This window comes from Gemmatimonas aurantiaca T-27 (genome assembly GCF_000010305.1).
GTDB lineage: Bacteria > Gemmatimonadota > Gemmatimonadetes > Gemmatimonadales > Gemmatimonadaceae > Gemmatimonas > Gemmatimonas aurantiaca.
This window is the reverse complement of the sequence record NC_012489.1, coordinates 4,565,083-4,588,487: the sequence shown is the minus strand read 5'-3', so window position 1 is coordinate 4,588,487 and position 23,405 is coordinate 4,565,083. Positions and strand designations below refer to the sequence as shown.

18 protein-coding genes are annotated in these 23,405 nt (G+C 63.7%); 6 read left to right on the top strand and 12 right to left on the bottom strand.

The features are described from left to right. Positions 1-20 precede the first annotated feature (20 nt). From GAU_RS19820 to GAU_RS19805, 5 genes are all read left to right on the top strand, one after another. A complete protein-coding gene (locus tag GAU_RS19820; protein WP_041265752.1) occupies positions 21-3,446 on the top strand; it encodes a type 2 lanthipeptide synthetase LanM family protein in 3,426 nt (1,141 codons plus the stop codon). Beyond that, positions 3,443-5,638 (top strand): peptidase domain-containing ABC transporter, encoded by a 2,196-nt coding sequence (locus GAU_RS19815; protein ID WP_015895696.1) that lies wholly within the window; start codon positions 3,443-3,445, stop codon positions 5,636-5,638. The genes GAU_RS19820 and GAU_RS19815 overlap by 4 nt, the downstream gene beginning before the upstream one ends. A gap of 98 nt (positions 5,639-5,736) precedes the next feature. Next, complete coding sequence (locus GAU_RS22070; protein WP_083765804.1) at positions 5,737-6,018, top strand: mersacidin/lichenicidin family type 2 lantibiotic; 282 nt, start codon at positions 5,737-5,739, stop codon at positions 6,016-6,018. After that, positions 5,976-6,782, top strand: coding sequence for a hypothetical protein (locus tag GAU_RS19810; protein WP_015895695.1), 807 nt, complete (start codon positions 5,976-5,978; stop codon positions 6,780-6,782). Before GAU_RS22070 ends, GAU_RS19810 begins: the two co-directional genes overlap by 43 nt. Positions 6,783-6,833: 51 nt before the next feature. Next, positions 6,834-7,277: a hypothetical protein gene (locus GAU_RS19805; protein ID WP_015895694.1), complete on the top strand. Its 444-nt coding sequence runs from the start codon at positions 6,834-6,836 to the stop codon at positions 7,275-7,277. Here GAU_RS19805 and GAU_RS19800 read toward each other — a convergent pair. Together GAU_RS19800 and GAU_RS19795 are read right to left on the bottom strand one after the other, a co-directional pair. Continuing rightward, a complete protein-coding gene (locus tag GAU_RS19800; RefSeq protein WP_041265751.1) occupies positions 7,262-8,185 on the bottom strand; it encodes a hypothetical protein in 924 nt (307 codons plus the stop codon). The two genes, GAU_RS19805 and GAU_RS19800, sit on opposite strands and share 16 nt — an antisense overlap. Next, positions 8,182-10,002 carry a hypothetical protein gene (locus tag GAU_RS19795; RefSeq protein WP_015895692.1) on the bottom strand — a complete coding sequence of 607 codons (1,821 nt, stop codon included), beginning with the start codon at positions 10,000-10,002 and terminating at the stop codon, positions 8,182-8,184. The genes GAU_RS19800 and GAU_RS19795 overlap by 4 nt, the downstream gene beginning before the upstream one ends. 86 nt (positions 10,003-10,088) lie before the next feature. Here GAU_RS19795 and queD point away from each other — a divergent pair, with 86 nt between their 5' ends. Further along, positions 10,089-10,460 (top strand): 6-carboxytetrahydropterin synthase QueD, encoded by a 372-nt coding sequence (gene queD / locus GAU_RS19790; protein ID WP_041266978.1) that lies wholly within the window; start codon positions 10,089-10,091, stop codon positions 10,458-10,460. 63 nt (positions 10,461-10,523) lie between these two features. Here queD and GAU_RS19785 read toward each other — a convergent pair whose 3' ends face one another. The 10 genes from GAU_RS19785 to GAU_RS19740 all read right to left on the bottom strand — a co-directional run bounded on the left by GAU_RS19785 (position 10,524) and on the right by GAU_RS19740 (position 23,339). Beyond that, positions 10,524-10,823 carry a PAAR domain-containing protein gene (locus GAU_RS19785; RefSeq protein WP_015895690.1) on the bottom strand — a complete coding sequence of 100 codons (300 nt, stop codon included), beginning with the start codon at positions 10,821-10,823 and terminating at the stop codon, positions 10,524-10,526. A 3-nt stretch (positions 10,824-10,826) separates the two neighbouring features. Further along, the gene (locus GAU_RS21545) at positions 10,827-11,522 is read right to left on the bottom strand and encodes a DUF6931 family protein (RefSeq protein ID WP_015895689.1); all 696 of its coding nucleotides are present in this window, start codon (positions 11,520-11,522) and stop codon (positions 10,827-10,829) included. A gap of 7 nt (positions 11,523-11,529) precedes the next feature. Beyond that, positions 11,530-13,734 (bottom strand): type VI secretion system Vgr family protein, encoded by a 2,205-nt coding sequence (locus GAU_RS19775; RefSeq protein ID WP_015895688.1) that lies wholly within the window; start codon positions 13,732-13,734, stop codon positions 11,530-11,532. A 104-nt stretch (positions 13,735-13,838) separates the two neighbouring features. After that, positions 13,839-16,502, bottom strand: a complete 2,664-nt coding sequence (gene tssH / locus GAU_RS19770; protein WP_015895687.1) for a type VI secretion system ATPase TssH — start codon at positions 16,500-16,502, stop codon at positions 13,839-13,841. Positions 16,503-16,595: 93 nt separating this feature from the next. After that, a complete protein-coding gene (gene tssG, locus GAU_RS19765; protein WP_015895686.1) occupies positions 16,596-17,732 on the bottom strand; it encodes a type VI secretion system baseplate subunit TssG in 1,137 nt (378 codons plus the stop codon). Beyond that, positions 17,729-19,582, bottom strand: coding sequence for a type VI secretion system baseplate subunit TssF (tssF, locus tag GAU_RS19760; protein WP_015895685.1), 1,854 nt, complete (start codon positions 19,580-19,582; stop codon positions 17,729-17,731). Before tssF ends, tssG begins: the two co-directional genes overlap by 4 nt. 74 nt (positions 19,583-19,656) lie before the next feature. Further along, positions 19,657-20,148, bottom strand: coding sequence for a type VI secretion system baseplate subunit TssE (gene tssE, locus GAU_RS19755; protein WP_015895684.1), 492 nt, complete (start codon positions 20,146-20,148; stop codon positions 19,657-19,659). A gap of 26 nt (positions 20,149-20,174) precedes the next feature. Beyond that, a complete protein-coding gene (gene tssA / locus GAU_RS19750; RefSeq protein WP_015895683.1) occupies positions 20,175-22,055 on the bottom strand; it encodes a type VI secretion system protein TssA in 1,881 nt (626 codons plus the stop codon). Between the two features lie 76 nt (positions 22,056-22,131). Beyond that, positions 22,132-22,833 (bottom strand): type VI secretion system accessory protein TagJ, encoded by a 702-nt coding sequence (locus GAU_RS19745; RefSeq protein WP_015895682.1) that lies wholly within the window; start codon positions 22,831-22,833, stop codon positions 22,132-22,134. A gap of 14 nt (positions 22,834-22,847) precedes the next feature. Continuing rightward, positions 22,848-23,339 carry an Hcp family type VI secretion system effector gene (locus tag GAU_RS19740; RefSeq protein ID WP_015895681.1) on the bottom strand — a complete coding sequence of 164 codons (492 nt, stop codon included), beginning with the start codon at positions 23,337-23,339 and terminating at the stop codon, positions 22,848-22,850. Positions 23,340-23,405 lie beyond the last annotated feature (66 nt).

Sequence of the window (23,405 nt, the reverse complement as noted above, 5' to 3'; positions counted from 1 at the left end):
CTCCCTCGACGAACCCCACCATGCTCACTGACGACGCCTTCCGGCGCGCATTGACGCTCCGCGAACGGGCCGCTGCCATCCGTTGGCACGCGCGTCCGATGCTCCATCAGCCCGGCTTGCAGCGCGACGTTCCAGCGCACACGTCAACGCCTGCTGCCACCATTGCCCCAACCGCAGCCCTCACTCCAACGCAGCGACGCACTGCGCGCTGGCAGGATCAATGCAGCGCAGGCAATGCCAAACGGTTTGCGCAGCGACTTGGCACGGAACAGCTCTCGATCCACGACCTGCCGCTCCTCCTCGATTCAGAAGCCCTGCCAGCCGATCGTTTCACGCCCGCAGGCACATCGGCATGGTGGTCCGATGCGGCTGAACCGATTCCTGCGGCGGCTCCTGCGGCGGCTCCTGCGGCGGCTCCTGCGGCGGCTCCTGCGGCGGTTCCCGCGCCCGACAACACATCCGCGCCCAACACCTCCGGATCTCGCCAGGCCTTCCTCGGGTTCCTTCTTCTCGCCGCACCGCAGTTGCGAGGCGCACAAGCGCGGCTTCTGCACGCGCTGCGCGTCCTGCCAGGGCTACGCCCGCTGTGCCGCTCGCCCGAACACCTGGCGGAACTCGCGTGTTCCGCACTGGCGTCCGATATCGCGGAGTGCGTGTCCAAGGTGCTCATCCTGGAAGTGAATGTCATGCGTCTTCGTGGAGAGCTGGTTGGTGAGACCAGCGACGAGCGCTTTCAACACTTCATTCGCACACTCGACAGCGACGCGGCACGGTCGGCGATCTTCAACGAATACCCAGTCCTGCTCCGCACCATCGAACAGCGGGTGGACCATTGGTATCGACACTCCCTCGAGGTGCTGCAGCGGCTGTCTTCCGACCGCCACGCCATCGAGGCCCGCCTGCTCAATGGCGCCACACTCGGCGTGCTCACTGAAATCACCTACGGAGCCGGCGACAAACACCACCAGGGACGCTGCGTCACCATCCTGGGGTTCGACAGCGGTCGCCACATCGTCTACAAACCGCGTTCACTCGCCGTCGATCTCGCGTTCCAACAACTCGTCGGCTGGGCCGCGACGGGCATGGGTGACCACGCATGGCGCCAGCCGACACATCTGCCATGCGGCGCCTATGGATGGAGTGAGTTCGTTGCTCACCAACCCTGCGCCGACACAGAAGGTATCCACACCTTCTATCGGCGCCTGGGCGCCCAGCTCGCGCTGTTGTTTGCGCTCGACGCCACAGACATGCACCTCGAGAACGTCATGGCTCAAGGGGACACCCCCGTGCTCGTGGATCTCGAGGCCCTGTTCCATCCTCGGTTCGACGATGTCGTGTACGACGGTGACACAGCCACCATGCAGCCCGATGGAGGATGGAGCGCTTACCACGACTCCGTCATGCGCGTGGGACTGTTGCCCAGTTGGAGCTACCACAACACCGACGGCGAAGCGATCGAACTCAGCGGTATCGGTGGCGTGGCCGATCAACTCCTTCCCGAGGAGCAACCCACCTTCTCGGCGATCGGGCAGGACACCATGTGCATCGTACGCCAGCGCGCCCGATTGCCCCAGGCCAAGAACCAGCCCTACCTCGCCGGACAACGCATCGATCCCGCCGCGTATGCCGACGCCATCGTGCATGGATTCCGCGCTGCCTATCTGCACCTGGTCGAACACGGCGATGAATTGCTGGGCAATGAAGGATTGCTCGAGGCGTTCCGGCAGGTCGACGTACGCACCGTGTTTCGTCATACCAAGGTCTACGGCACGTTGCTGCGCGATTCCCATCATCCGGATCTGCTGCGTGATGCCATCGATCGCGATATCCACTTCGACGCACTCTGGCGAACGGTGGAGACCCGCCCCTGGCTCGATCGGCTGATTCCCCATGAACTCACCGACCTTCAGCTTGGCGACATTCCACATTTCACCACACGCCCAGCCAGCACGTCGGTTTGGGCTTCCGATGGTACGGAAATCCCGGGCTTCTTCGCGCGAGATGCCTTCGGACGAGCGCAAGAACGACTGCAATCATTGAGTCGGGCCGACTGCGATCGTCAATGCTGGTTCATCCAGGCAGCCCTCGCCGCACTCGCGACCGACCCGCACGGCACACCATCACCCGTCGCTGATGGCGGAGGAAAGGAGAAGCCTTCCACGACCCTCAACATCCAGGAGTACGCTCGATACTACGTCCGGTGGATCGCCGATCGGCTCATCCATCTCGCCGTGCAACGCGACGACGATGCCAACTGGCTCGGCGTGTCCCTGGTCAATGAAAAACACTGGTCGCTCCAGCCACTGGGAGATGATCTCTACAACGGAAGGCTCGGTGTCGCACTGTTCCTTCTCGAATGCGATCGTCTGCTCGGACATCCCGAAGCCCGCGCACTGGCTTCCAAGACCCTCGAGTCATGCGCCCGTCGCATGCAGTGGCGCGTCGATCAAAGACCTGCTTTGTCGGAGCAGCCACGATCATTTGGCGGCAGCGCATTTCATGGGCACGCCGGAGAAGCGTTCGTCCTGGCGCACGCGGCACGTGTATGGCATGAACCACGCTACGCCGCGCTGGCCGAATCACTCATCGAGTATGCAGGGCAAGACATCGCGCGCGACGACCAGTTGGATGTCATCGCCGGCGTAGCCGGATATCTCCTGGTGTCCAGCACATTGCTCGACGAGAGCGTTGGCATCTCTCCGGCAGTTCGGGAACGCATCGCCGAACACATGCAGCAGGCAGGTCAACAGCTCTTGCGGAACGCCGAGCGACGCGAGGACGGATGGGCCTGGACGACGCCTATTGATGCATCGCATCCGCTAACGGGGTTTTCGCACGGCGCGTCCGGCATCGCTCTGGCACTGCATCGAGCCGGTCGACGGCTCGGACGCGCAGATTTGATTGACGCGGCCTATCAGGCCGTTCGATATGAACGTCACGCGTATGAGGCCGCCAACGGACGGTGGCCCGACTACCGACGCATCGCGATCCAGCCCCCAGAGGGGGGCTGGCCCTCCATGCATGCCTGGTGCCACGGCGCGCCTGGGATTGGGCTCTCCCGCATGGCGCTGCTCGCAGACCAGCCGGATGTCCATGCGATGCAGGCACTGCATACCGATCTCGAACGCACCGTTCGCGATACGGTGCGATGGGGCTTCACCGGCAACCACTCACTGTGCCATGGCATGCTGGGAAACTACGCCCTCCTCCATGACGCAGCTCGGACCACTGACGGTGGCATCACTCGCGACGAAAGCGACTTCATCGCGACACGCGTGCTGGAATCCATCGATCGTGCGGGCGTGCAGTGTGGCATCCCCCGGGGCACAGAAACGCCAGGGCTCATGACCGGGCTCGCTGGTGTCGGACTCGGTCTCCTGAAAATGAGCGGCGAGCAGGTCATCGATGTGTTGACGCTCACGCTGCCGGAGCGAGGCACCGCATGACACGCCCTCAGCGTGTGGTGCCGATCCGGCAACTGTCCGAGACGGAATGTGGCCCAGCATGTCTGGCCATGTTGCTCACGTATTTCGGGCGCCGTACGTCCTTGCAGCATCTCCGTGATCAACTCAATGCCGGACGTGACGGCCTCTCGGTGGCCGAGTTGGTCAAGGTCGCGCACGCGGAGGGGCTCTTGGCCTATGGCCGACACGTGACGGTCGACGACCTTGCCACGCTCAAGTTGCCGGCATTGCTGCACTGGCGAGAGCGGCACTTTGTGCTCCTGGAGTCCCTGACACAAACCCACGCGGTCATTGTCGACCCCGCCGCTGGCTATCGACGTGTGCCGCTGAACGCCATGGAACAGGATCTGTCCGGAACAGCCGTCGAATTTGAGATCGGACAGCATTTCGAAACACGGCATGTTGTCGATACGAATCCACTGCTGCGCTATCTCCGATGGTTGTTTGAACCAACGGTCACCAGGAAGTACCTGTTGGTGGCGATTGTGGCGTCCCTGGTACTGCAACTCTTCGGTCTGTTGGTGCCAGCCGCCACTGCCATACTGGTCGACTCAACGATCGCCTGGAGTCGCCGCGGCTTGGTCCCGGTCGTCGCGGCCATTGTCTGCATGGTGATCTCCCGTATCGGCGTATCTGTGATTCGGGGGCATGTCATCGCGCGACTGCAGCGCACGATCGACGGTCACGTCTCGCTGCAGTTCTTCGATCACCTGTTGCGTCTACCCCACCAGTTCTTTCTTCAGCGAACCACCGGCGATCTACTCCAACGAGTCCACGGCAACACCGCGATACGAGAGCTGTTCACTACGCAGCTCATCGGTGCCAGTCTCGATGCGCCCATGGCGTTGGGGTTCCTGGCCATCCTGTTCGTGATGTCGCCCCCGTTGGCCGTACTCGCGCTCGCATCAGCGGCAGCACAAATCGCTGTTCTCGTATTCGCCATGCGAAGGCAACGCGAACTGGCGGTGAGAGTACTGGCCGCGAGAGCGGATGAACAAGGACGCACCATCGAGACGCTCACCGGCATTGCTTTTGTGAAAGCCGTTGCCGCTGAGTCGGGAATGCTCGCGCGCTGGCGTCAGGCGTTCCAACATCACCAGCAGACCACCTTTGAAACCACGCTGCTGGCAACCGGCATCGAAGCGCTGCTGGGAGGCTTGCGTCTGGCGACGCCCCTGACGGCGTTGGTCATGGGCATGGCAGCGGTGAACAGCGGGTCACTCAGTCTCGGGCAGATGCTTGCCGCGACCACATTGGTTGCTTCGTTCACCCAACCCGTGCTCGCTCTGATGCAATCCGCACAGCAGTTGCAGACGGCCGGTGCCTACATCGAGCGAGTCATGGATGTGCTGGACAGCAGTCCAGAGGTGGCATCGGATCTTCCTGCGCACACCCAGATCAGCGCACCGGTCCTTCCTGCAAAGATCCGTGGTCATTCCGGGCGGCGCCTGGCATGCCAAGCCCTGGAGTTTCGGTTCAGTAGTGGATCGCGACCGGCCTTCGAAGATGTGGGGTTCGAGATCGAGCCTGGGGGATCACTGGGCATCATCGGTCCAACGGGATCTGGCAAGAGCACGCTGGCCAAGGTGCTCATGGGGCTATGGATGCCGACCGGTGGTGAGCTGTTGCACGATGGTGAGCCTTTCCAGGCACATCGCCAGCGGTTTCGCTCACGCACTGGAGCCGTGTTGCAGGAGTTCGACGTGTTCAGTGGCACGATCAGGGAGAACATCGCGCTGGCAATTCCCGATGCGACACTCAGTGCGGTGAAACGCGCGGCGATGCTGGCCTGTCTCGACGATGATATCGCGCAGATGCCGATGGGATACCACACGCAGATCGGAGATCGGGGTGTGGCGCTATCCGGTGGACAGCGTCAGCGACTCGCGCTGGCGCGGGCGCTCCTGCATGAGCCGGATCTGCTCGTGCTCGATGAGGCGACCAGTCATCTCGATGAGCGCACCGAAAAGACGGTCAATGCCCGCGTGGCGGAACTCGGATGTACGCGCGTGATCGTCTCCCATCGCCTGAACGTCGTAGGTGATGTGGACTGGCTGCTGGTCATGAAGGACGGTCGTGTCGTGGCCTCGGGGACACCGCGCGGTGTTCTGGGAAGCCATCGCGAAACCATGGAGCAGAGCCGGTTGATGGAAGAACATCGCAAGGCCGGTTAGCGACAGACTGCGCCGGATGTGCGAGGGAAGTCGACACCTCGTCTTTCAACGCGCTGCGAGTCGACGGAGTTGTCGCGGCGTCATTCAATGGAGGCATCATGTCACCTGATTTTGCCGTGCGGGCCTGGAAAGATCCGCACTTTCGGGACGGGCTGTCGGAAGATGCGCGCGCAGCATTGCCGGATCATCCCGCGGGTTCGATGGAAGGCGCTGATGCAGCACTCGGCAATTTGTCCGCTCGAGGAGGCGAGGCATCGATCACCGGCGGTTTTTGCTGGGATCAAGCAACCAAGATGCTGAGCGTTGCCGGGTGTGACCACACGCTCTGGCACGGCTCGTGTTGGGCGTCAACGATCGGCTGCTGTCCCCCCGCCTCCTGACGATTGCGCTGCAACGCGTGTTGGGTGTCGTCATCCGACACGCGTTGCAGCTTCGAGCCGAGACCACGCCGTACGAACGGGAGGAGGCCATGAAGACGCAGGACGTCGCGGTAGAAGACCCAGGGGCAAGCGAGCAATCGGCACGATCCAGTCTGACCCGCAGTCTGAGCGCCGTGACAAGCGTGCTGGTGAGCCCACGGTCGGCATTTGTCGAGATTCGTACCGGAATCCAGCTATGGGTGCCAGTGTTGCTCATCGCGATGTATCGGGTGTGCTGGCTCTATGTGCAGTATGCCCCGGGACGACGGTTGGACAAGGTGATGCTCAACCTTGGCGTACAGGCCGTCATCGTTGTGGCGGAGTACGCCGCGTTGGCGCTGCCGCTGTTCACGCTTCTCTGGATCCAGGGCGGAAAATTTGCACTGAGATCGCTGTTTGCCGTGCTGCTCACTGCGGCATCGGTATGCGAGTTGGGGTCGTTGATCGCAGCGCTCGTGGGGCGCGCGTTTTTCGACCTTCCTACGGATCCTGCCGGGCAGGTACTCACCAATCTCGGATGGCTCATCTCAGCGGAACAGCATCGCGCACTGCATCACGTGCTCGCTCGACTCGATGTGCTTGAGTTGTATGCTCTGGTACTGGTGGCGTGGGGCGCCGGGTATGTCGTGCAGGGATTGACTCGTCAGCAGATCTGGCGGACAACAGCCGTCACCTGGGTCGGAATCGTGGCCAGCCTGACGTTCATCAAATGGTTTGTGAGCTGAGAACGAGACAGCAATCGAGACAACATCATTCCATCTGTCCGGGAGATCGTCATGCGTGAAGATCGTCAGTATGTCCTCAGGGCTGCGCTGGCCACGGTGCTGTTCGGAATTGGCCTGGTGGTTTCCGCATTGAATACGATGGGCGTTGGGCCCGTCGTGTCCCCCGGCAACATGACACCGAAGATCGTCTTTGCATTCGTGATACTTGCCATCGGACGATGGGGACAGCTTCAACTGCGACGTGTGGCGAACCGGGAGCAGTACTTTCGCTCACCCTCGCGCGCGACTCGGGAGCGAGGTCTGATTTGGGGATTCTGGACCATCGTCATAGCCGGGAACTTCGTGGCCAGTCGGTTCCCGGGTGGCATTTCTTCCGCAGCATTGTTGCTGCTTGGCATGTACACGATCTGGGTTGGTACGGCGGAAGCACTCAACCGTGGAGTACCACTTGCAGAGTCTCCGGCTGATGGCGGCTGGACTCAGCGTATGGGCTGATGCTTCCACACCACGCGCGCACCGGTCGTCGGATCGAGTCCCGGTACCAGGGTGCTGGTGGCCGCTGCCGTGGTCACGGTGACATCGCGTCCGAGCTCCGTGTAGTACCGCGCCGACGCCAGGTCGGTCACCGCGGCCACGCTGGGCTCTGCACTCGTGATGCGCACCTGGCCACGTGCTGGCAAGGCGATCTGCATCCACGTCTTTGTGTGGTCCACGGTCTGCGACACACCGGTGGCCGCCGATACATACGCCGCATCACCACCCATCACGAAAAACCCCGCCCGCGTGGCGCGCGGAATCACCCACGCCTCATGCGTGCCACTGGCCACCGTCACCGGCACCACTGTGAATGGACGCTTGAGCTTCGCCCACACCGGCGTGACCACCTTGTTCACATCACGGGCGAGTTTGGCGCGCGACACGATCGCCGCGGTGTCGAGGATGCCCGTGTACTTCGGACGATCGCCATCGAGACGCACCGCGGTCAGACCACGCGGAGCTTTGAACGCGCTGTCCACATCGAACACGCCGCCGATAGGCACGCCCTCGGCGTCACGCTCGCAGAAGATCGCTCGCGGCGCGCGCGCGGCCGCACCAAAGCGTCCGGCCGCGCGCAGGCGCGCCACCGTGGGCACACACTGCTGATAGAACGCGATGGACCGCGCCCGCAGATCGGCTGCCGCAAAGGCTTCGGTGAACGCCGGCGTCATGCCATCGGTTGGCGCAGGAGCCACCGGTTCCGGTGGGGCCATCTGCACCGGCGTGGACGGCACCTCGGCCGGTTTGGGCGCCGAGGCGCAGCCTGTCACCAGCACCGCCGATCCGAGGGCCAACAGCGGAAACAGCAACGCCCGCCGGGAGCGCATGCGGGCGTTGGACACAATCCACGGTGTGCTGTTGGTCACGGTTCTTTGCATAACGTTTTTGTGGCGTTGTCGATGGCGGCTTTCATGGCTTCGTACGCCGACCCGATCTCGGTGGCGTTGGTACCCTCGCCGAGCCCGCGGGTGATCGCGTCGGCGCTGAGCTTGAGCGTTTCATCGGATGATCGCACAGCGGCGCACTCACGGGAACGGCTGGCTGTCACGAGTTGTGTGCGCGACGCCTGCAACGCGGCCGCGGCCACGTAGGCGCGCGAGTCTTCCCGTGAATCGATGCTGTCGGCCAGTACCAGCATGCGCACCGCGATTTGTTGCGCGGTTGGTGCCGTATCACCGGCCGAACGCAGCAGGGTGACACCGCGCGCGATGACGTAGGTGCGCAGCATCTCTGCCTGAACACCGGCGCGGGGAGCGTGCAACAGCGTGAACAGGGCGCTGTCGGGCCGTTGTTCGTCGAAGTACCCGTCGGCCAGTTGCAGGTATTGTGGGGTGAGCGACGAGTCCTTGCGGATGGCTTCGCGTGTGGCCCGCATGGCGGCACCACGGTTGCCGGTGCGCCGGGCGGCGTTGGCAGCCAGCACGTTCAGCGTGGACACATCGGGGAACCGTTCGAGCCCACGCTGGAGGGCGACACCATTTTCTGCGCCCAGGAGCTGCAGATACTGCAGGTAGAGGCGCGAGTCCCCCGGGAAGCGGCGCACATTGCGCACCACCAGCTCGAGTGCGCCGAGCGAGTCTCCTGACAGGCGCAGCGCTTCCACATAGCGGGTGGCGTAGTTGGAGTCGGCGCGGAAGGTGCTGTCCCGCTGTTCGAGCGAATCGCCGAGCAGGGCGGCCGCCTTCCATTGGGACATGGTGGTCTGGGCGCGGAATGACAGACGCTGCAGTTCAGCGTTGCTGCCGAAGTGTGCGATGAGCGCCCGGGCATCGTGCAGTGCACTGTCCGGCTGTTGCAAGCGCAGCAGCGCTTCCACCACGATGGTGCCCAGTTCGAGCGAATCGGTGTGGGCGGCATAGATGCGGCCCCACTGCACCTGAGCGTCGCTGCGCCGGTTCAGAGTTTCGAGTGCATTGGCGCGCGCCACGGCGGCGTAGGTGTTGGTGCTGTCGATCCGCAGGGCATCGTTGGCCACCGCGAGAATGGAATCGGCGCCGGTCTGGCCATCGAACAGTGCCGACAGCAGGCAGTCGCGCGCGATCACTGCCGACGGATAGGCCTGTATGGCGCGCGAGGCTTCCCGCGCGGCCGTGGCTTTGTCGCGGGCTGCGAGCGCGTTTTCGCATCGACGTAGCCCGGGAAGCTGCGCGCGGGCTTTCACCACTTCTTCCGCCAATCGTTCGGCCAACTGCGCGACGGTGGCGCCACGCACCACGGGCAGCGGTTGTTGCATGTCCCAATTGCGCAGTCGGGCCACGCGGCCGGCGACCACGTAGGTGTTGCCCTGCCGAGAGACGCGCCCAAACACCACTTCGTCTGCGCGGATCTTGCGCGCCATCAGACGTAGTTCGATGTCGCCGAGGATGGCGTTGCGATCGTAACCGGACTCGAGGAGCACATTGCGCAGGCGGAACGACTCGAGGAGCTGCGTTTCGCGGTTTTCGAGGCGGCGATCGAGACGATCGTGCAGCGCGTCGGCGAGTTCACGCGACGCGCTGGCGAGGCCCACTGGTGTGCTGTCGGGGCGGAACGGCGCCACGAGCAATGCCTGGCGCACGAACTCCGGGGCTGCCGGGGCCACGCGGACCCCGGACGTTTGAGCGACCACGGACTGTGCCAGGCCGGCGAGCAGCATCAGGCCAGCCGGGACGACGCGGAGCAGGGTGAGGGTCGAAGCAGGCACGAGCGGGCGGAGCGGGCGACCTCGCAGAATGTCGAGGATACCGGATGATACATGAAATCTGCTAGAATTGGCGAATGACGACCCAGTTGGAGATCCACAAACAATTCACGATCGAAGCCGCACATCGGTTGCCGCATGTCCCGGAAGGGCACAAGTGCGCGCGGTTGCATGGGCATTCGTTCGGTATCGAACTGCGTGTGCGTGGTCCCCTTGATCCCACGCTTGGCTGGGTGATGGACTTTGCGGACATCAAGTCGGCGTTCAAGCCCATCTACGATCGTCTGGATCATCACTATCTCAATGACATTCCCGGTCTCGAGAATCCGACCAGTGAACGGCTGGCAGTCTGGATCTGGGAGCAGCTCGTGCCGGCATTGCCGCAGTTGTCGGCGGTGATCATCCGGGAGACGTGCACGTCGGGGTGTGAGTACCGCGGACCGGTCGGACCCACGGCCTGAAACGCCTCGTGCCCGGCCAAATGACCGGGCACGAAGAACCACCTCAGTGAGTACGCGGTGCCGTCAGCCGCCCACCATCACCGTGGGTGCGCCGAGGACAATGACGCCCCCGTGTGCCGTATTGTCGCCCATGCGTGCGGCCGGCTTGCTGCCCATGAGCACCGTGGCCGATCCTTTGATGACGGACGACGGCGGTCCGACGCACACACACATACTGCCGAGTGTGGCAGCGGGCAGCATGGCGATCAGCACCGTTGGTGCGCCGGGCACCACGATCGGCCCGCCGACATGCGGAATGGGTGGAACGCCGGGGGTCATCATCGGACAGACATGCATGTCCGTGATGCGTGACGCTGGAGGCATGGCTTACCTCGCGGGCGTGGGGGCGGGTGTGGTGGCACGGGTGTACTCGTGATCCAGCCGCTGGTGAGTGTCATAGGCAAGCTGCACGGCCGGTTCCCACCCGCCGAGTCGCTTGACGATTTCCATGCCCTGCGCGGCGAACGCTGACATGGTCGGCATGATCTGTTCGGCCTTCTGATTGGACGCCGCAGACAAGAGAATGGCGCCCGCCACCAGTGGCATCGCTGCGCCTGGTGGTGGAGGCACCGGAGCCAGATTGGCCGGCGCCACCGAGTTGCCGCTCAGGAATACGGCGGCGGCGATCATGCCTACCGGCGTGTCCATACCGGCCGCTGTGCCCGCGTCCCATGCGGCACGACGTGCGTCATCATCGGGACGTACGATCCACTGTTCGATGCTGGCCAGGGTCTTGTGCACGTCGGCGTTGGCCGCCGCGCCACCAACGACCTGTGTGGCATGTCGTGCGGAGACCCAGGCCCACCACACACTTTCACGCGCCGGCAGCACGGCGGCGATGAGGCGGAGAGCAGCGGGGAAGAGCTCTTTCGCGATCCAGGCGTTGTACAACGTTTCGATCGGCTGGCGTGGGTCGAGCAACGCCAGCGCGTCTTCATCGGGTGCACTGCGCTCGAGCAGCCACCGGCTTGCCGGGGGATAGGCTGCGAACGGATCGGGGGCGATTACCGGAGGTATCGTCATCGCGCGCTCAATTGATCATGGTGATGCCGCCCTTGATCATCACCATGCCATCACCGTTGACCTGCGTCATCGGGGCCTTCACCTGCGCCATGGCCGTGCCTTCGATCTTCACCATGATGCCCTTGATGGTGACGCCGGCCTGACTGATCTGGATGGAGTTGGCCCCGACCTTGAGTTCGATCATCTGCATCGCTTCGAGTGTGATCTTTCCGAGCGATGCCTTGGTCTCGATGTTCCCGAGATCGGCCTTGGTGGCGATGTTGCCCATCTTGACCTGCAGGGACTGATTGCCCTGCTCGATGGTGATCGCTTCGTTGCCGGTGATCGTGGTGGTCTGCTTACCCTTCACCGTCATTTCGTCGTTACCCGAGATCGCGTGGGCCTGGTTGCCCTTCACCGTCCCGTCGCGGTTGCCCTTCACCGTGAACGCTTCATTGCCGTTCACCGTGATGGTGTGGTCCTTCTCGACGTGCAGGGTCCGGTTGTTGTCCTTGACGGTGATGACCTGCTCGCCCTTCTCGATGGTCGTGTGTTCGTAACCTTCTTTGACCGTCTTGGTCTCGTTGTTCTTGATCGTGGTGGTGCGGTCGTGATTGACCGTGCGCGTCTCGTCGTTCTTGACGAGCGTCTTCAGGTCCTTCTCCGCCTGCACGTTGATCAGTTCCGAGCCCTTCTTGTCCTCGAACTGCAGTTCGTTGTAGTTGTCGGAGCCGCCATTGAGCGTGCTCTGGGTGCGCACACCGCTCTGCGTTTTGTTTTCGGGCAATTTCCACGGCGGCAGATTCGCGCCGTTGTAGAGACTGCCCACAATCACCGGATTGTCGGGATTGCCGTCGAGAAAATCGACAATCACCTCGTGTCCGATGCGCGGCAGGAACACCGCGCCAAATCCCTGACCGGCAAAGGGCTGCGCCACGCGCACCCAGCAGGAGCGCTCCAGTTTCGTGGAGTTGTCGAGATCCCACTTGAAGACCACCTGCACCCGTCCATGGGGATCCGTGAAGATCTCTTCACCGGCAGGACCCACCACCGTACCCGCGTGCGATCCCGCCACGCGCGGCCATGGCGTGGTGCGCTGCGGACGGTACGGCGTGGCGGCCGGGATACCCTCGAACGAATTCCGGTAGCTGGCCGGCTCCCCATCCGTGCTGTACGGTCCGTTGTTGCCGTGATGTTCGACGCGGGTGATGAAGAGACTGCCGTCGAATCCTTCGAAGTGGCGGCCGCTGATGGTGGTCTTGGATCCGGACTCCAGGCCGACATATCGCGACTGTCCGCGATACACGACCGCTTCGGACTCCGAGCGTTCCTGCGCCAGGCGCGCATAGACCTTCGTGTCGGGCTGAAACTTCGCGACATCGCTCGCGGTTTCTCCGCCACTGTGGTTGAAGCCGCTGTGCTGCGATCCCATCTGCTGATCAAAATCGTACCAGGCCAGATCGGACGGCGCCGAGTAGACGTCCGCCTTGCCGGTGATTTCTTCGGAAAGATTGTTGGTGGCCAAAAACTCGGTGGCCGAACGCACTTTCGACTTGGCGAGATGGGGGACGGCTTCGGTGTTGAGATCGAAGACGGCCGGCTCGGTGAACGAGTTGTGCGAACCCGCCATGTTCGGGTCGTACTTGAGCGTATCCAGTCCCCACGCGCCCGTGGCCGAGGAGGAGTTGTCGCCCATCACCAGCTTGGCTTCGCCCGACTTGTGGTCGAAGCGATACCAGACGCCTTCCTGTTCCAGCAGTCGTGACGTGCAGGCCCAGCGGCTCTCGCGGTAGCGGAAACAATAGGGACGCGGATCGAGGGTGCGCACCATCTTCCACTCATGGGGCGTACCCGTGAGCAGCTTGTCACACACATCACGCGCCGTCTTGTTCTGGAAGATGTCGAACCCGCTGTCGAGCGTGAGGGCCCAGTGCGGGGGCACGATCTCCAGCAGATAGGTCGAATGTCCTTCCGCGTACTCTCCACCGCGTGCGAACCGACGTACGACACCGCAGATCGTGCGCTTCTTGCCGCCGCCGAGTTCGAGCTCCAGCGTGACACCCTTGAGCAGCAGCTCCTTGGGCTTGATGTCGTTGCGTTCGCTCGCGGCCACCACGGTGAAGTGGAAGAGCGAAGAGACCGCCTCTTCGCCCCGCCACGACACCAGGAGCAACACATCCTCTCCCAGTGGCGTCTTGAGTCGGAACGGCCGATTGGCCTGTGACCATGCCATTCAGCATGTCCTCGATGAAGGTCCGCACTGCAGGGAGTGCAGCACGGCGTGGGAATCACGCCGTGGCACCGAACCCTGCGTCATACCGCCGTTCATACTGCCGTTCACACCACCGCTTCGTACGTGAAGTCGCCGTCTTCGGCCACGCCCACCTTGAGCGCGCTCGGACGGGTGCCTTCCGCCATCGAGGCCAGCAGCAGACGGGAGATTTCCGGCAGCAGCGTGTTGCTGAGAATGTTGTCGACGTTACGGGCACCGCTCTCCACTTCCGTGCAACGCGCCGCCACTTGGCTGATGAGCGTTTCGTCGTGCTGCAGGGTGAGCTTGTGCGTTTCGCGCAGACGGCGCGAGATCTTGCCGATCTTGAGGCGGACGATCTGCTTGAGGTTCTCGTCGCGCACCGGGTAGAACGGCACGATGACCATGCGGCCCAGGAACGCCGGCTTGAACACCGCGTCGAGTTCCGGCTTGAGGGCCTTGGCCATCGCATCCGGGAACGGCAGCGTTTCCGGATCGGCCGTCAGCTTCATGATCGTATCGGTGCCGGCGTTCGTGGTCAGGATGATGATCGTGTTCTTGAAATCGATCTGACGGCCTTCGCCGTCTTCCATCACGCCCTTGTCGAACACCTGGAAGAAGAGTTCGAGCACATCGGGGTGTGCCTTCTCCACTTCGTCGAGCAGCACGACACTGTACGGACGACGACGCACGGCTTCCGTGAGCACACCACCTTCGCCGTAGCCCACGTACCCCGGGGGCGAACCCTTGAGCGTGGACACGGTGTGGGCTTCCTGGAACTCCGACATGTTGATGGTGACGATGTTGCGTTCACCACCGAACAGCATGTCGGACAGGGCCAGTGCGGTTTCCGTCTTGCCGACGCCGGACGGGCCGACGAGCATGAACACGCCCTTCGGCTTGTTCGGATCTTCGATGCCGGCCTTCGACGTGCGCACGCGACGCGAGATATCCACCAGCGCATGATCCTGACCGATGACACGCGCGCCGAGGTGCTTCTCGAGCTCGAGCATCGTGCCCAGTTCGTCGCTCATCATCTTGCCGACCGGGATGCCGGTCCAGCCGGAGATCACTTCACCGACGATGGACGCATCGACGAACGGACGCACCAGCGGGTTCTCACCCTGCAGTGCCTCGAGTTCGCTCATGGCCTGCGTGTATTCTGCGCGCAGGGCGTCCGCGGCCGTCTGATCCGCATTGGCTGATTCGGCGACGAGCTTGCCACGCACCTCGAGGATCTTGGACACCGTGTCCTTTTCCTTGAGCCAACGTCCTTCGAGTTCGGCCAACTGCGCTTCCACCTGCGTGCGTCGTTCGGCGATGCCGGCCAGACGTTCACGGTGATCGGCGCCGGCGGTCTGTTCACGATTCAGCACACGATCCTGCAGTGCGAGATCGTCGAGGATGCGCTTGCAGTCTTCGACCGGGCCGGGCGTGGCGCTCTGACCCAGCGCGAGACGCGCGCAGGCGGTGTCGAGCACGCTGACGGCCTTGTCGGGCAACTGACGGTCGGCGAGGTAGCGGTGCGACAGGCGCACGGCCGCTTCCATGCCGCTGTCGAGGATGTGCACCGTGTGGTGCTTCTCGAGCGAGGGCACGACGGCGCGCATCATGATGCAGCACACGTCTTCGGTGGGCTCTTCGACCTTCACGAGCTGGAAGCGACGCGAAAGCGCCGGGTCCTTCTCGAAGAACTTCTTGTACTCGCTCCACGTGGTGGCGGCGATGGTGCGCAGCTCACCGCGCGCGAGCGCCGGCTTGAGCAGGTTGGCCGCGTCGTTCTGGCCGGCCGCACCACCCGCGCCGATCATCGTGTGGGCTTCGTCGATGAACAGAATGATCGGGGTGGGGGAGTTCTTCACTTCCTCGATCAGACCCTTGAGGCGGTTTTCGAACTCACCTTTCACACCCGCGCCGGCCTGCAGCATGGCCAGGTCGAGCGAGAGCAGACGCACGTTGCGCAGCGGAGGCGGCACGTCTCCGTCCACGATGCGGCGCGCAAAACCTTCCACGACGGCCGTCTTGCCGACACCAGCCTCACCTACGAGGATGGGGTTGTTCTGACGACGACGCGTGAGGATGTCGACCACCTGACGGACTTCGAAGTCGCGGCCGAGGACCTGATCGATCTTGCCGCTCTTGGCATTGGCCGTGAGGTCGACCGTGTACGAATCGAGGTTCGGCGTGCGGCCACCGGCCTTGGCGGTACCACCGCCGCTGCTCGAGGCGCTTGCACCCGCGGCCACCGAATCGATGCTGCCGATTTCGGCCGTCGCTTCGGCCGAAGACGCCGTGATGGTCACGAAGTCTTTCTTGAGCACATCGGCCGGGATCTTCTCGAATTCTTTCGTGAACTCCGCCGAGAGGCGCTGCAGTTCCGGCACCGACAGCAGGGCGAGCATCACATGGCCCGAACGCACACGCGGCGCGCCGTACTCGACCGAACCGAGCACCCAGGCTTCACGCAGCACGTTCACCACCGACGGGCTGATGGACGGCGTGCGGGCGTTGCCGGTCTTGAGCTTGTCGAGTGCACGCGCGATGTCATCGGCCAGGCGCGAACGATTGACGCCGAAGTGCTTGAGAATGGCGGCCAGGTCACTGTCGGAGGAATCGAGCAGCTTGACGAACAGATGCTCGATTTCGACGTCGTAATTGGTGCGCGACAGGCACAAGCCAGCGGCCGCTTCGACGGCGCTGCGGGTGGGCGCGTTGAGCTTGGCAATCAAGCCACGAAGATTCACCGACATGACAACTCCATCAGCAGAAGGTCGGGGACAGTGTGCAACGGGAGGAGAAGGACCAACAGCAGGATCAGCCGGCGCGGTGTGATGACCGGCACCTCAGGAGAGGCGCAGCAGCACGTCGTCCGGATCGCGCGTGGGCGTGCGATTGCGCAGCCACGTGCCGAACCCCAGTCGCGGGGAGGTGGAGGTACCCAGGGAGGCCGAGGGGACTTCATCGCGCGCGAGCACTAGCTGCGCGTCGACGCCCACCTCGTCATCGGCGTAAAACTGCGCCAGGGACTTGAGCACCTTGTGATGACGTCCCTGGGGAAGAAACGTGTCGAACTGTGCGCGGGACAGCGGCCCGAGGCGCAGCACTACGCGTGAATGTGGATCATAGACCGCACTGCCGATCACGGCCTGGCCCAGTCGACCATCGGCGTCGTCATCGCCGAGGCACACCTGGCCGCCGTCGGGCAACATGCGCCATTCGCCCACGAACTGTTCCACCGTGGCGGTGACACCGAAGTAGTCCGACACCAATTGTGCGAGCCCGAGGGCCGGTCGCGAGCGCAGTGCCAGCAGCCCGGCGTAGTACGCCATCGTGTCGGGGGGCAGCACACTCTTGCGCTGACCGATCGCATTGCCGGCACCGACGAGATCGAGCAGATGCGCATGGATGCGGTCTTCGTCACCCCGTTCCAGGGCCACCGACGTGTGGTGGCGTTCCCAGGCACGGTAGAACAGCGACAGCAGCCGATGGTGGAACAGGTCGAGGAAGTCCCGCAGTCCGGTGTCGCGGGCACGCGCCCGACCGGCGGCATACTCTGTGTATCCTTGCGGCAGGACGCCCTGTGGCCCGACGAGACCGAAAAACCGTACGCCCACCCGAGCCGGTTCATTGTCACGGCGTTTACGCCGCGGACCGGATGACGTGATCTCCACTCCCGAGATTTCACTCGGCGGAAACGCGAGCGTGGGGATCACGTGCATGCGGGCGACTTCACCGCGCGGATCGGACCACCCGCCCACCGGGTCGCGGTCCGGGTGCATGCGCTGCAACAACCGCATCAACTGAAAGAACTCGAACCCGGTCCCTTCGCGTTCGAGAACACCTTCGAGTCGACGACGCGCCTCCGCCCGCGCGGGTGTTTCGAGAAAGGTCGTCGTGAAGCCCGACGATCTTTCCGATTCATCCGTGGCGAACGGATCGGCCAGTCCTTCGGCCTGCGGCACGTCCGGCGTCTCGGTCACAACAATGTCCGCCAGCCGGCGCGGGGGGCCCAGTCCACCACCTGACGACGACGTTGCTTCGATCGCACGCCGACCCGGGTGAAGCTGTTCATCGACGCATAGAGGGCGAAGAACCGTTCCAGCACGCTGGCCATGAGAAACATGCCACCGCCCGGGAACAGATCTTCATCGAAGTCCAGGTCGATGCGTCGTCCACGGGCGAAGGTCATGCCATGTGCGGCGGTGACGCGCGCGAAGGCTGGTTCGGTGCGCACGCCGATGAGACCATCGATCTGGCGTTCCGAACTCAGGCTGTTGGTCACGTTGTGCAGGCGCAGCAGCTCACGCAGCGCATCACCGCCTTCATCCGTCAGCGAGAGATGATTGAGCGACAGTGACGAGATGAGGCGCCACAACAGCGATTTGCCCAACTTGGGTTGGATGGCGCGCGTCGGATTCACGATGGCCGAAATGCGCTGAATCGGCCCACCGCTCACCAGCTCGAAGTCGCCCCGTTCGTCGGTGCCGAAGGGCAACCGGCTGGGCATGTCGCCGTTCGAACAGGTGACATGCACCGAGGCCACGTCCTGATCGGGCAGACGCAACTGTCCCGAGAGGTCGGAGAAGCTGAGATGCACGTCCGTGCCGCGGTCGGTGCGCCACCCCGAGGTGCGGCGCATGCTCTGCCAGAACAGATCGCCGCTGTCGATGCCTTCCGCGCCGAGGTTGTGCGAATGCGAGTACAGCGGCGAGACCTGCCGCGTCGTGCGGGCGGCGTGTTCGATGAGCTGCACGTTGTCCACCGACCACACTTCCACCTCGAGGCGGCGGCGAGCATCGGGAATGACCAGATGCTCGTAGCTGCGTTCGGTGAGCAGAATCGGTTCGGCCGACTGCGAAAACAGATTGACCGCCGGCGTGCATCCGAGGCGGAAGGTGCGCGCGGAGATACTGAGTTCGAGCGCCTGTCGCCGTTCGGTGCGCTCGAAGCTGCTGATGAGCAGCCCGATTTCGGCGCGATCGGTGGCTCCGAGCTGCTTCAGCGCCGCGCCCACACCGACGATGTCGAGGAAGTGGAACTTCTCGGGGAACGCAAACAGTTCCTGCAGCAGCGAATAGCCCGCAAAGCTGCGATTGGACTGCGGCAACATGGTCTCGTCGGGACCAAATCCCACCGGTTGTACGGCCCGTGACCCGAGCAAGACGGGAGCGGCGTTCGGCCGATCCGGATTGCGCACCACCACCTGCACGCAGTTGTTGGCGAGCAGTTCGTACAACGTGTCGGCGACACTGCCATCGGCGGCGAGATGCACGCGCAGGGCATCCATCGTGAGCGCTTCGAGCGTCACGCCGTTGAAGGCCTGCAGGCTGAGGCGCACCGCCGCCACCGCCTCACGCCCATGCGCGCCGGCACCAGCCCGATCGGGCGTGGTCCACTCCGCACCCGCGATGCGCAGCGGGTACAGCGTGGTGTCGTAGTTCGTGCGAAAGATGCACGGCACGCCGTTGACGGGTTTCGTGTGCAACACGCTGTGGCGTGGCACGTGGAAACCTTCGGGCGTACGTCCCTGCGCCGGATCCAGTGCGATCTCCACGATGGCCATCGACGGCAGTGGCCGGATGATCTGCGGGTGCAGCACCTCGAGCAGCGATTCGCTGATCTCGGGGAAATCGTCGTCGAGCCGTCGGTGAATGCGCGCCGTGAGGAACGCGAATCCTTCGAGCAGACGCTCGACATGCGGATCTTCGCAGCGGTTGGCCTCGAGCTGCAGGCGCGCCGCGACTTTCGGGTATTGCTGTGCGAACTCCGCGCCGAGCTTGCGGAGGTACGTGAGTTCGCGCTCGTAATACAGCAGCAGATCGTCTTGCATCAGCGTCGGTCCATCACAGGACGCTCATGGCGGGCGCGATCACAGCAGAGGGAGGAACGTCTGGAGCGCGACACCTACGGCTTGTCCTGTACGTCAAACGCACCGGTCGACATGTCGAGCACGGTGTCGAACATGATCTGCTCGGGGGTGGGGTCCATGCGCAATGTGCCGGACACCATGAAACGGACTTGTGGCGTCTTGACGCGATCGCTCTCGCTCAGGTTCACCGTGACGTTGGCGAGACGGGGTTCGAAGCGCAGGATGGTGTCACGGACTTCATCGGTCAGGCGTTGGCGTCCTTCGGGGGTGCCAGGCGATGCCCCGGTGGTGTCGGGCAGGCCAAATTCGTGCACGGAACGTCGGACTTCGCCAAACATCATGTCGACGGGCACGATCGACCGTCGGGTGTTCAGCAGCAACTCCACGTCGCGCTGCACCGAGATGCGGAACAGCCGCGCGGATTCTTCGTGCGTTTTGGGCGCGTCAGCGCCCTCGAGCGGCGACTCGTCGATGAGACGGTCGAGCAGCGAGGGCTGTACGTTGCGATCGAGTTCTGTGCGAGCCATGGTGTGACGCGAGCGGGCGGCGCCCGTCAGGGCGCCTGCAGCGACATGGCCTGCAGCGGATCGAGACGGCAGATGCGCAGATACAACTCGTAGCGATCACTGTCATCGCCGCCGGTGTGTCCCAGTACGCGATACAGCAGCGCAATGGGCTGGGCCACCAGAGGGCCGGACTCCCACTGCTCGAGCGTGCGCTCATCGATGGTTTCGACCAGCTTGCGCAGGATGGGTTGGGCGACGGCAAAGAGACCCGCTTCGACCATGATGTACGCAATCTGGGTCTGCCGCACGAAGCGTCCGCGTGGCGAGGGATCGCGCGCCAGCTCGACCGTCAGCAATTCGATCGCCCGGTTCGGGCGTCCGGCTGCGAGTTCACTGCGGGCGATATCGAAGGGATCACGCGCCCGTGCGGGGCGGGCACGACGCGCCTGGCGGGCGAACCCGCCCTGCTGGGAGGTGCCGTGATCGTCTTCAATGGCGTCTGCCGTGATATCGGCGCCATCGGACAGCTCGGTATCGGCACCTTCCTCGGTCTCACCGGCAGCATCCGCTTCGCTTGCCGTTGGTTCTTCGGCCAGAGCGTCGCCCTCGAGCCACTCGCGCGTTTCGTCGTTGGCAGTCGGCGTATCGTCCATGAGCGTCATCCGGGGAAGCGTCGGTACGGCCTTGAGGAGCATGCGCAATTCACTGCGGATCGTCGCGGCGACCGCATCGTGGCCACTGCCGAGATTGGCGCAGGCCGTGAGCACATAGCGCTGCAGGTCGAGCCATCCGCGACCGGACGGTGTGGCCATGAGCGCTTCCGAGGCTTCCAGCAACTCAGGCCACTTGTTGTCGAGCAGGAGGGTCTTGAGCCGCGACCGAATGGCCGTGGCGGGCGCCTCCAACAACCGCGGATCGATATCCGGGGCCCCGGCCCGCAGCTCTCCCCAACGAAAGCCGCGCACCATGGCGTAGGGCGCGGGATTGGTGGGGTCTTGCTGGCGGAACCACCGGGCGACCACGGAAATACGCTGCGCCGCGTCCTGGCGGCTGACCGGTTCGGGCGTTTGCGGCCCGTCGGCATCGACCGCCACGGCCCCTTCGCCTTCCTCGGCCATGACATCGACCGGATCGGGATCGGCTTCGAGCTTGCGGGCCAACGTGCTGACGGCAAAGCGCCGCAGTTCGTCGACGATGTTGCGCAGTCCGACGAAGCTGGGGGCGCTGTGCCCGAACCGTTCTTCGGCCTGCTTGTCGAGCGCGGCGATTGCGGCGAGCGTGCCATCGATGTCGGCCAACAGCGGCTTGAAGAACACCTTGGTGGTGTTCTCGAGCGCAGTGTCCACGACTTCCGGCATGGTCTTGCCGAAGGACTCTGCTTCGTTGCGCGTCTCCCGCAGGGACTTCTGATCGTCGTACGGCGCATCGGAGATGGCGCTTTCGAGCGGGATGGTGCGGGACTGCGTGTAGTCGAGGTACGTGATGCCACCCGAGGCAATCACCACTTGCTGCACGGCGAAGTTCAGCTTGCTGCCCACCCACTCGAGGGGGCCGGCACGCAATTCGAGGTCGTCGTCTTCGATCTCGGGATACAGCGTGTCCCAGTATTGCTCGAGCAGACCGCGCAACGTTTCCAGTCCGGTCAGCAGTCCAGGGAATCCATTGCGGCGCAGCAGGGCCTCGGTCATCCATGCGCCGACCTGCAGATCCTTGGTCTGCTTACCCAGCAGGTCGGTGCCCAGGGTGACGACGCGGTTCCAGTCGGCCACCTTGCGATTGCCGTCGTCACTGCCGGGAATGGCCATCTCCTCCCGACGCTCTTCCTTGAACGCATCGTACGCCGGGTCATAGCGCAGGTCGCGTCCCGAGGGATTGTCTCCCTCGATCGGCGTGAGCAGCGTCGCTAGCAGTTCGGAATTGACAGGCATGCCGGGGAGAAGTGAGGCGAAATCGCGCGACCCGCAGACGGTGATCCAGCCTCGGAGAGACCGGTGCGTCGGCGGATCAGGTGTTGATCAGGAGTTCCCGAATGTCGACGATCGGAACCAGGCGCTCGTCCACACGGAGCATCTTCTGACCGATGGGCGCGAAATCGCCCGACGGCAGCTCTTCCCAGTCGGCGGCGCGTCCCAGTCGCAGCTCATCGTCACTGAGGCGTCCGACGCCCGGTGACAGGGCTGGCAACAGGACTTCACCCAGTTCGAGATCGCGCACCGACGGGCCCGTGCGCAGTTGCGCGGACATCCAGTGCAAATCGCGCAAACGCGTGGGCGGTTCCATGCCGACGCTGGCGATGTGCGCAAAGGGAATCCAGAGATAGCGACCGCCCGCCATCACTTCGAGACGGGCCCCGATACGCGGATCGGCGTCTTCGATGGAAGAAAACGGTTCCCCATTGAGTGTGCCGGACACCGGAGACGGCGCCGCATCGGTGGGGAAGTCGCCACTGTCGAACATGTGTTCGCGCACCCGCTCGGCCGTGATGGCCGCGCGGTAGAGCATGGTGCCGGCTTCGGCCATGTGGCCGTTTTTCGCCAGCACATCGAGCTGCTTTTCCGCACGACTCCAGTCGCCGGAAAAGGTGAGGAGTTCGAACAGAAAGGTTCGCCGCTGGGCGTCGGCCGGATTGCTCCGGAGTTCGACGCCCAGCGTTTCGATTGCCGCGCCGAGCTGGCCGGCCGCGTAGAGGTTTTGCGCAGAGGCCATGGCGCGGCGCGTGCTCAGGTGGAGACCTTCGTGAGGTCCCACGACGCCTGACCGGCGACGGTGAGCTTGCCGTCCTTCTCCTGCTTGAGGTATTCGATCTCGACCTTGCCGAAGGCAAACGAGAGCGATTCGGTCGGCGTGTCATCGCCGCCTGACGAACCCGACCACTGGATGCTCTCGACCATCACGTCCGTGAACTTGTACTTCAGGAACGGATTCTGGCCGGCGTCGCCGCCCGCCTTGCGGAGCACGACTTCGGCCGTGGCGATGTGCTTGCCCGTGGCGCACGCCGCGAAGACCTTGGCCGAAGCGGTTTCCGTCTTCTTCATGACGTTGAAGCTGGAAACGCTCACCTTGCCTGCCGAGATGCCGGTCGAGCCCGAGCCGATGGTCGTCGGGTTGGAAGCGCCCCAGCTGAAGGAATAGATCTCCATCTGCTTTTCGAAGCCCTTCGCGGTCGACTCGCCATCGATGCCCGCGAGCTTGAGGAACGTATCAAATGCCATCTGTGCAGCTCTCCTGAAAAATCTTTCGGTGATTGAAGGAACGGCAGTGAACTACAAGGCAACGTG